Annotated in this window: 9 protein-coding genes; all 9 read right to left on the bottom strand. The window is 68.1% G+C overall.

The genetic code is table 11. From position 1 onward, the window contains the following. Positions 1 to 29 precede the first annotated feature (29 nt). From ACFVM3_RS36130 to ACFVM3_RS36090, 9 genes are read right to left on the bottom strand one after another with little or no spacing between them, the layout of a single operon-like run. Positions 30 to 665 (bottom strand): hypothetical protein, encoded by a 636-nt coding sequence (locus ACFVM3_RS36130; RefSeq protein WP_378444390.1) that lies wholly within the window; start codon positions 663 to 665, stop codon positions 30 to 32. An 11-nt stretch (positions 666 to 676) separates the two neighbouring features. Continuing rightward, the gene (locus ACFVM3_RS36125; RefSeq protein ID WP_378444389.1) at positions 677 to 1180 is read right to left on the bottom strand and encodes a hypothetical protein; all 504 of its coding nucleotides are present in this window, start codon (positions 1178 to 1180) and stop codon (positions 677 to 679) included. A 5-nt stretch (positions 1181 to 1185) separates the two neighbouring features. Continuing rightward, entirely contained in the window at positions 1186 to 2286 is a 1101-nt protein-coding gene (locus tag ACFVM3_RS36120; protein WP_378444388.1) for an MCE family protein, read from the bottom strand. Then, entirely contained in the window at positions 2286 to 3263 is a 978-nt protein-coding gene (locus tag ACFVM3_RS36115) for an MCE family protein (protein ID WP_378444387.1), read from the bottom strand. Before ACFVM3_RS36115 ends, ACFVM3_RS36120 begins: the two co-directional genes overlap by 1 nt. Then, on the bottom strand, positions 3260 to 4264 hold the full coding sequence (locus ACFVM3_RS36110) for an MCE family protein (RefSeq protein ID WP_378444386.1): 1005 nt from the start codon (positions 4262 to 4264) through the stop codon (positions 3260 to 3262). The genes ACFVM3_RS36115 and ACFVM3_RS36110 overlap by 4 nt, the downstream gene beginning before the upstream one ends. Then, positions 4264 to 5274 (bottom strand): MCE family protein, encoded by a 1011-nt coding sequence (locus ACFVM3_RS36105; RefSeq protein ID WP_378444385.1) that lies wholly within the window; start codon positions 5272 to 5274, stop codon positions 4264 to 4266. The genes ACFVM3_RS36110 and ACFVM3_RS36105 overlap by 1 nt, the downstream gene beginning before the upstream one ends. Next, positions 5271 to 6284, bottom strand: a complete 1014-nt coding sequence (locus tag ACFVM3_RS36100) for an MCE family protein (RefSeq protein WP_378444384.1) — start codon at positions 6282 to 6284, stop codon at positions 5271 to 5273. Before ACFVM3_RS36100 ends, ACFVM3_RS36105 begins: the two co-directional genes overlap by 4 nt. Next, a complete protein-coding gene (locus ACFVM3_RS36095) occupies positions 6281 to 7504 on the bottom strand; it encodes an MCE family protein (RefSeq protein WP_378444383.1) in 1224 nt (407 codons plus the stop codon). The genes ACFVM3_RS36100 and ACFVM3_RS36095 overlap by 4 nt, the downstream gene beginning before the upstream one ends. Continuing rightward, entirely contained in the window at positions 7501 to 8340 is an 840-nt protein-coding gene (locus ACFVM3_RS36090) for an ABC transporter permease (RefSeq protein WP_034315131.1), read from the bottom strand. The genes ACFVM3_RS36095 and ACFVM3_RS36090 overlap by 4 nt, the downstream gene beginning before the upstream one ends.

Below are 8340 nucleotides of genomic sequence, written 5' to 3'. Positions count from 1 at the left end.
GCGCAAGGAAGGGGGCCATCATGTACCCGTCAGGCGGCCGCCAGTGCGGTCACCCGCCACTTCCCCTCGGACCGCTCCGCGGAAACGCTCAGCTGAGCCGCACCGGTACTGCGTTGCCCGTCCCCGCGCACGCCGGTCTGGTCCAGGAACACCAGCAGCGAAGCCCGGTCCCCATCGAGGACTTTCACCCCCGAGACCACCGCGGTCGAGGTCACGACCAGTTTCTGCTCCGCCGCGAGCCCCCGGACCTGCGCGAACAGCTGGTCGTACTGCCCCAGCGCCGGCCCGGTGAGGACCTCTTTCGCGGCTCGCTCGCTCTTGGCCGGGTCGTCGTAGCGGTACGAGAAAACCGTGCCGAGCGCCTTGCCGATCTGATCGCTCACCTCGGCGGTGGTGGCGACGTCGGTCAGCGCCGTGTTCTGCGCCAGCACCGCCGTGGTGTCCCGCGCCTCGATGGCGAACCACCCCGCCAGGCCCGCCATCACCAGCGCGACCGCGCCGAACACCAGCGCACCCCGCCGCCGCACCGGAGCGACGGCGGGAACGTCGACCGGGGACTCCTCAGCGGGAGCCTCGACAGGTTGCTCGAGAACCCGCGTGCCGCCCATCTTCCCGGCGACCTTCACCGCGCGCCGTGCCGGTTTGACGGCTCGTTTCGTGGTCATCCCGTCCTCCGTCAGGGCTTTCCGGTGTCGGTCACCGGCACCTGGCCGAGCGACGTGACCCGCCACCCGTCCGGTGTCCGGTTCAGGCCGGCGCGGAACCGGTTGTGCTTGGTCACCGCTTCCCCGCCTTCGGGCCGCACCTCGAGTTCCACCGAAGCGATCACCTCGGCCGTTCCACCGCCACTGTCCACTTCGGTCACCGCGGCGTCGACGACCCGGCCGGTGGTGACGGTCTTCGCCTGGCCGATCCGGCCGAGTCCGCCTTCCCGGTCGCGCGCCAGTTCGTCGTGCAACGCGCCTCCGGACAGGTTCAGCCAGTTCTGATAGCCCTGCTCCGCCTGCCGATAGTCCAAAGTGGTCAGAGCGGCGACAGCCTGTCTGCCCACCTGCAACGCCTCCTCGCGGACCGTCGCCCGCGCGACGCCTTCGTCGTGGCTCGCGTCCCACCACGAGTAACCGAACCAAGCAGCCAAAGCCGTGGCGACGGCGGCGAGGAACGCGGCGATTCGAGTCATGGCCTTCACCTTCCCGGCACGTTCTGCGAGCCGCGCACGTTCGTGGGGTTGCCCTTCGGCAGGGCACAGCGCGCCGCGGTGTTCAACGGACGCGGCGAGGTGTCGAGTCCGTCGCGGTAGGCGGTCCCGTAACCGGTGACGCACGGCGGCGGATCGAAGAACGTCAGCGAGAGGCCGACGCGCGCGCCGTCCGGTCCCATGATCGCGTGCCCCGCGGCGACCGCTTTCGGCGCGGTGACCAGCAGTTGCTCGATACCGTCCTGACGCGTTTCCAGTACGTCGGCGGTGGTCAGCAGATTCGCCAGCAGGATACCGAGACTCGGGCCGGTCTCCCGCAGTAGCGTGCTGACCTCGTTCGCGGCCGCGGGGACGGCCGGGATCAACCGCCGCAGATCACCGTCGGAGTTCTTCAAAGTCGCCGCGAGCAGCTTCGCGTTGGCCCCGAACGAGCGGATCGCGTCCGCCTGCGAGACCTGGGTGTCGAGCACGGTCTGCGCGTCGGTCACGAGCCTGGTCAGCGGGCCGACATGCGCGCTCGCCTCTTGCACGAACTCGATCCCCCGCCCGACGAGCTGGTCCAGCGCCGGGCCGGCGTCGGACGTCGCCTTGTACAGCTCGTCGACCACGGTCCGCAGGGCGGGCTTCGGCACCGAATTGGCGAAAGAGTCCACACTGGACAGGACGATGTCCACCGGCAGCGGGATCTTCGTGTCCGCCTCGGCGATCACCGAACCGTCCCGCAGCATGGCACCGTCGCCGCGGCGCGGCCGCAGATCGACGTACTGCTCGCCGACGGCTGATCGGTTGGCGACCACGGCTTCGGTGTCCGCGGGCACTTCCGGGCCGCCTGGCTCGAGTTCGAGATCGACCTCCATCCCGGAGGCCGTCAGCCGCAGTTCGCCGACCCGGCCGATCGGCACGCCCCGGTAGGTGACCTCGGCGTTGCTGAAGATGCCGCCACCGGTGGCGAGCCGCACTTTGACGGTGTAGCCCCGATCGAGCACGAGTTTGTCCAGGCCCGCGTACGTCGCGCCGACGTACGCGACACCAAGGACGGCGATGGTCACGAAGGCCACCAGCTGGACGCGGACGAACTTGGTCAGCATCAGCGGCCACCACTGTTCTTGAAGGTCAGGAACGTGTTCAGGTAATCGCCGCGGATGGCCTCCAGCGCGGCGTCGGGGAACGGGAAGGTGAAGATCATCTCCATCGCCTTCGGCAGTTTGTCCCCGGAGTCGGCCAGCTTCCGCAGCAACGGTTCGAGCGCCTTGAGGTCGGCGACGAGGTCGTCCTTGCTGCGGTTCACCGTGTCGACCGCGACCGACGTGAGCCCGTCCAGTGATTTGAGCATCCCGACCAGCGCCTGACGCTGCTGGTTCAGCACCTCGATCCCGGGGGTGAGCCCGTTCAGGGTCGCCTTGATCTCCTCGGTGTTCGCGTTCAACGTCGCCGCGAGCTTGTTGACGCTCTCGATGGCGCGGGTGATCTCGGCCTTGTGCTCGTCGAGACCGCGCACGAATTTGTCCAAATTGGACAGCAGGCTGCGCGCCGCGCTCTCCTTGCCGCGGAGCGCGTCGTTGAGTTCACGGGTGATGTTCTGCACCTGCGCGACGCCACCGCCGTTGAGCAGCAGGGAAAGTGCGCCGAAAACCTCCTCGATCTCGGGCGTCAGCGAAGAACTGGCGAGCGGGATCACCGCGCCGTCGACCAGCCGCCCGCTCGGCGTTCCCTCGGGCGGCGGCGCCAGCTCGACGAACTTCTCGCCGAGGATGCTCGCCTGCCGCAGCCGTGCGACGGAGTTGGCAGGCAGGTTCACGTCCCCGTTGATCAGCAGGCCGACCACCGCGCTGCGGCCGTCCGGCGCCAGTTCGACGGACCGCACCTGGCCGATCGGGACGTCGTTGACCTTCACCCCGGATTGGGGCACGAGATCCAGCACGTTCGTAAAACTCGCCGTGACGTGGATCGGGCGCTCGCCCAACGCGGCCCCGCCCGGCAGCGGGATGTCGTAAACGTCGACGCCGCCGCTACAACCGGTGGCGGCCAGCACGAGGACCAGGACGGCAGCGAGCCGGGTCTTCATTTCGCCCCCGAGAATTCGGTGAGGTTCCCTCGGCCGTCCAGCGTGCCCGCGCCCTGGTTGTACGCGCCGAGCACGTTCGCCAGCGCGTTCGGCGCGGCGTCGAGTGCCTCGCTCAGTGAGGCCTTCTGCTGGCTCAGCAGCTTGGTGATCTCGGCGAGTTTGTCCACATCGGACTTCACCTTGCCCCGGTTGTCCTTGATGAAGCCCTGCACCACGCTGAGCGCCTCGGTGAGTTCGGTCATCGCGCCGGAGAACTGGTCCCGCTGATCGGCCAGGATCTTGCTGAGCGAGGAGATCTGCTGGATCGCCTGTTTCACCTTGTCGTCGTTCGACGCGAGCATCGCGGTGAACTTGCTGATGTTGTCGACCGAGTTGAACAGATCGTCCTTGGAATCGCTCGCGGTCCTGGCGAACTCGCCGAGATTCTTGATCGCCTCGCCGAGTTTTCCGCCGTTGCCGTCGAGGTAGGCCGCGGCCTTGGTCAGGACGTCGCTGACCGCGCCGTCCCGGTTGGCGCCCTTCGGCCCCAGCGCGGTCATCAGCTGGTTGAGGCTGCCCAGGAGCTCGTCGACCTCGACCGGGGTGACGGTGCGCTCGGGCGGGATCCGCGCGTCGGCGCCCAGCTCCGGCCCGCCGACATAGACCGGGGTGAGCTGCACGTACCGGTCGGCGACCAGGCTCGGGGTGATCACGACGGCGCCGACGTCTGCCGGCAGCTTGACGTCGGGCCGGACCGTCATGGTCACCTCGACGTTCGTGCCGCGCGGTTCGACCTTGGTCACCGATCCGATCGGGACGCCGAGCACCCGCACCTCGGTGTTCGGGTACACCCCGACGGTCGCGGTGAAGAACCCGGTCAGGACGCGGTCGGCCTGCCTGGTCAGCAGCGGCCAGGCCGCCGTCACGAGGAGCCCGGCGACGACGGCGAGCGCGAGCCTCCGCACCCAGGCCCGTCGCCGGGCCCGCGCACCGAGATCCGACAACGTGAAGTGGCGCCCCATCAGCGTCCCCCCTTCCTCGAAGGCATGCAGCTGCCCGGTGTGCCGCCGGTCGGGACGAGCCCGCAGATGTAGGTGTCGATCCAGCGGCCGTTGCCGACCGCGTTGCCGAGCAGGCGGTAGAAGGGCCCCGCCAGCCGCAGGCTTTCGTCGAGCTTGTCCTGGTTCCGAAGCAGCACGGTGGCGACGCGATCGAGCTGGTCGAGCGCCGGGCCGAGCGTCTTCTGGTTGTCCGCCACCAGTCCCTTGAGCTGGATCGACAGGTTCTTCACCCCGCTGAACAGCTTCGCGATGGCGTCCTTGCGCGCGTTCAGCTCCGTGAGGAGGGTGTTGCCGTCGCGGATCAACGCCTCGATCTGCTGCGAGCGGTCACCGAGCGTCTTCGACACCTTGTTCGTGTTCTCGAAGAGCTTCACCAGCTCCTGGTCGCGGGAGGCGAGCGTCTTGGACAGCGCGGTGATGCCGTCGAACGCGGTCCGGACCTCTTGCGGAGTGGAGGCGCCGAGCGTTTCCGACAGGGTCCCGAACGCCTTCGCCAGCTGGTCGGTGTCGATCGCGCCCACCGTGTTCGCGAGGTCGTTGAACACCGTGGTGACGTCGTACGGGGAACTCGTGCGCTGCACCGGGATCGGCTCGTCCGGATCCAGTTCCGCGTTGCCGACCGGGTCGAGGACCAGATTCTTCTGCCCCAGCAGGGTCTTGATCTTGATCGCGGCGGTCGTGCGGTTGCCGATCCAGGTGTCCTTGACCCGGAACAGGACCTTGACCCGGCCACCGTCCAGCAGGACGTCGGAGACCTCGCCGACCTTGACCCCGGCCACGCGGACCTCGTCGTTACGTTTGAGACCGGCGGCTTCGGTGAACTCGGCCGCGTACGTCGTTCCGCCGCCGACCAGCGGGAGATCGTCGGAGAAGAAGGTCGCCGAGCCCGCCACCGCCATCAGCAGCGCCGTGACGGCGCCGACGACGATCGGGTTGCGGCTGCGGAAGGGTTTGATCCTCGGCGCTTTCACCGGCACCGTCCCTGGGTCAGCGGGATCCCGACCGGCGGGCCGCCCGGGGCGGGTGGCGCGTCCGATTTCACCGAGCACAGGTAGAAGTTGAACCACGAGCCGTACGAGACCATCGAGCCGATGCGGTCCAGTTTCTTCGGCAGGTTCGCCAGGAACTGCTCGAACACCGGAGTGTTGTCGGCAAGGTTCTTCGACAGGTCGCCGAGGGCGATGATGCTGTCCTTCAACGGCGCGCGGCCGTCCTGGAGCAGATCCGCGGTGGCGGTGGTGAGCTCGCCGAGCCCGCCGATCGCCTGCCCGATGGGTTTCGCGTCACCGGCGAGCCCGGAGACCAGTTGCGCGGTGACGTCGACGAGCTTGTCGAATTGATCGCCCTGGGAGTTGAGCGTGTCGAGCACCGTGTTGAGGTTCCCGACCACCTGGCCGATCACCTCGTCCTTGCCCGCCAGGGTGTTCGTGAGGGACGCGGTGTGTTCGAGCAGGCTGTCGATGGTGCTCCCCTCGCCCTGCAGCACCTGGACGATCTCGAACGACAGCTGGTTGACGTCATTCGGCGAAAGCGCCTGGAACAACGGCTTGAACCCGTTGAACAACGCGGTCAGATCCAGCGCGGGCCGCGTCCGCTCCGGCGGGATCAACGCACCCTCGTCGAGCACCGCGGGCCCGTCCGGGCCGGGATCGATCGAGAGATACCGCTGGCCGACGAGGTTGCGGTACCTGATGGTCACCGTGGCCCCGGCGGTGAGGCGGCGTTTGTTCTCGACCGAGAACCGCACGTCCGCCAGCCGCCGCTCGACCACCCCGACCGAGTCCACCTGGCCGATGCGGACTCCGGACATCCGGACCTCGTCGCCGGGGTTCACCGACGTGGCGTCGGTGAACCTGGCGGTGTAGCCGACCGTCGTGCCGACCCCGGAGTTGGCGATGGTGATGGCCAGGATCCCGGTCGCCACCACGGTGATCACGAAGAAGGTCAGGCCTTTGATCGCCGGCCCCGCGATACCCCTCATCGGACGGTCACCTCCGTTCCACGCAAGGCCGGGCCCACGAGCACGCTGCTCCAGTCCGGGACCTCGGCCGGCTTCATCCCGAGCGACGGCGCCAGCAGCTCGGCGACCAGCCCCCGCTCCCCCTTCGAATTGGCCGGGCCGAGGTCCCCATCGGCGGCGAACGCGACCGCCGCCGAAGTCCCGCCGCCGCCGTAACAGCGCGGCCCGCCCTTCTGGTCGAACCGCGGATCGTCCCGGCCGGGCACGTACTTTTCGCGCGGATCGTGGACGGACAACGTCACGTGCAGTCCCGGCTCACCGGTGCCCTTGCCCAACGCCTTCTCCATCACCGGCTTGAGCCGGTTCACTGCGTCGAACAGGCAAGGGAACTCGGGTGAATACCGGGAAAGCAGCTCGAGCGTCGGCCTGCTTTTCACGCTGACGCCGATGATGTTGTCCTTGTTCTGCACCAGGAACTTGTTCATGTCGCCGCTCGCGGTGGTCACGCTGGCGTACAGCTTGTCGAGATCCGCCCGAGTGTCCACAATGGTCTTCGCGGTGGTGGAGAGATCCGAGAGCGCCTTGAGGATGTCCGGCGCGGCGCCGGTGTACAGGTCCGCCACGTCGGCGAGACCGGTGATGTCGGCCTTGAACCGCGGCATGAGCGGGTTGACCTGGTTGAGCAGGTCGTTGAGCTGGATGATGCTGTCCCCCAAGGACTTCCCGCGGTTGTCGAGCGCGAGCGAGATCGCGCCGAGCGAACTGTTCAGCTTCTGCGGCTGCACCGCACGCAACAGCGGCAGGAGATCGCCGAGGACGCGCTCCAGCTCGATCGCGTTGGAAGACCGGTCCTGACCGATGACGTCGCCGTCGCGCAGCGAACCTCCCGCGGGCCGCTCCGGGAGCACGAGGTTGACGTAACGCTCGCCGAACACCGTCTTCGGCAGCAACCGCGCCGAGACGTTGCGCGGCAGCTGATCGATCTTCGCCGGGTCGATGGCGAGATCGATCTCCGCACCTTCCGCGGTGCCGCGCACCGCCCTGACCTCGCCGAACGGGACACCGCGGACCTTGACCTCGGCGGGCGGCGCCAGCTGGTTGCCGACGCGGTCCGTCTTGAGCGTGACCAGTTCCGCGCGGTCGAAGTCCTTGTTGAAGATGGCGACGGCGAGCCAGCCGAGCAGCACCAGGATGACGAGGAAGACCACCCCCGCCGCCTGCGTCCGTGCGCGCGTGCTCATCCGGACACCTTCACGGTCGTGGTCGCGCCCCAGATCGCCAGGCTGAGGAAGAGATCCAGCACGCTGATCAGCACGATCGACGTCCGCACTGCGCGGCCGACCGCGACCCCGACGCCCGCCGGGCCGCCCGCAGCGCGATAGCCGTAGAAGCAGTGCGTGAGGATGACGCCGACACTGAACACGAGGACCTTGGCGAACGACCACAACACGTCTTCCGGCGGTAGGAACAGCGAGAAGTAGTGGTCGTAGGTCCCGCCGGACTGTCCGAAGAAGACGACCGTCGTCACCCGTGAGCCGAGGTAGGAGATCAGCAGGCCGATCACGTAGAGCGGGATGATCGCGATGAACCCGGCCACGATCCGGGTGGTGACGAGGTACGGCATGCTGCGCACGGCCATCACTTCGAGCGCGTCGATCTCTTCGGAGATCCGCATGGCGCCCAGTTGCGCGGTGAATCCGGCGCCGACCGTCGCGGACAACGCGAGGCCGGCCGAGAGCGGCGCGATCTCGCGGGTGTTGAAATAAGCGGTGAGAAAGCCGGTCATCGCGGAGATGTTGATCTGGTTCAGTGCGCTGAAACCCTGCAGCCCCACCGTGATCCCGGTGAACACGCACAGGCCGACCATCACGCCGACGGTGCCGCCGATCACCGCGAGGGCCCCGCTGCCGAAGGTCACTTCGGCGAGCAGGCGCACCACTTCCCGGAAATAGCGGGTGACCGCCATCGGGATCGCCGCGAGCGCCCGGATGTAGAACAGCAACTGGTCGCCCAGCTCGAAAAGACTGTTGCCGGGGCGTTTGAACGCCTCGCGGGCCCGCTCGGGGACGCTGGTCAC

It is taken from the genome of Amycolatopsis sp. NPDC057786 (genome assembly GCF_042797905.1).
GTDB lineage: Bacteria > Actinomycetota > Actinomycetes > Mycobacteriales > Pseudonocardiaceae > Amycolatopsis.
The sequence above is the reverse complement of the archived record's forward strand: the minus strand, read 5'-3'. Positions and strand labels throughout refer to the sequence as shown.